Origin of the sequence: Corallococcus sp. AB038B, assembly GCF_003668955.1 — a bacterium.
Classification (GTDB): Bacteria; Myxococcota; Myxococcia; order Myxococcales; family Myxococcaceae; genus Corallococcus; species Corallococcus exiguus.
In genome coordinates this window covers 1-442 of record NZ_RAWO01000116.1, presented here as the reverse complement: position 1 = coordinate 442, position 442 = coordinate 1, and the positions used below count along the sequence as shown (strand labels likewise).

The following is a 442-nucleotide window of genomic DNA, read 5'->3' as shown; positions in this document are numbered from 1 at the left end:
GGCGGGAGGGTGCGGGTCGAGCTCCTCGTCGGACTCGCAGAACCAACAGACCCAGACGCCCGTGGGCGCCGAGGACCAGGAGCGCATCGAAAAGGGCCTGGTCATCTCCCCCGTGACGCTCAACCTCACGGGCTTGGACCGGAACCTCGTGGGCCTGGGCAGCTACATCGTCAACTCCCAGGGAGGATGCACCGACTGCCACACCTACCCACCCTACTCGGCGGGTGGGGACCCCTTTCAGGGACAGCCAGAGCAGATCAACACCGCGAACTTCCTGGCGGGGGGGAGACCCTTCGGCACGGGAATCGTCTCGCGGAACATCACCCCGGATGCGCAGGGGCTGCCGTCGGGCCTCACGTATGAGGCCTTCCTGGCGTTGATGCGCACGGGCCGGGAGCCTGGCGGCGCGCTGCTGCAGGTGATGCCCTGGCCCATCTTCGCG

Annotated in this window: 1 protein-coding gene; it reads left to right on the top strand. The window is 68.1% G+C overall.

Features of this window, described 5'->3' with window-relative positions:
• A partial coding sequence (locus tag D7Y04_RS42710; RefSeq protein ID WP_121763067.1) for a cytochrome C occupies window positions 1-442 on the top strand: 442 nt, incomplete at both ends.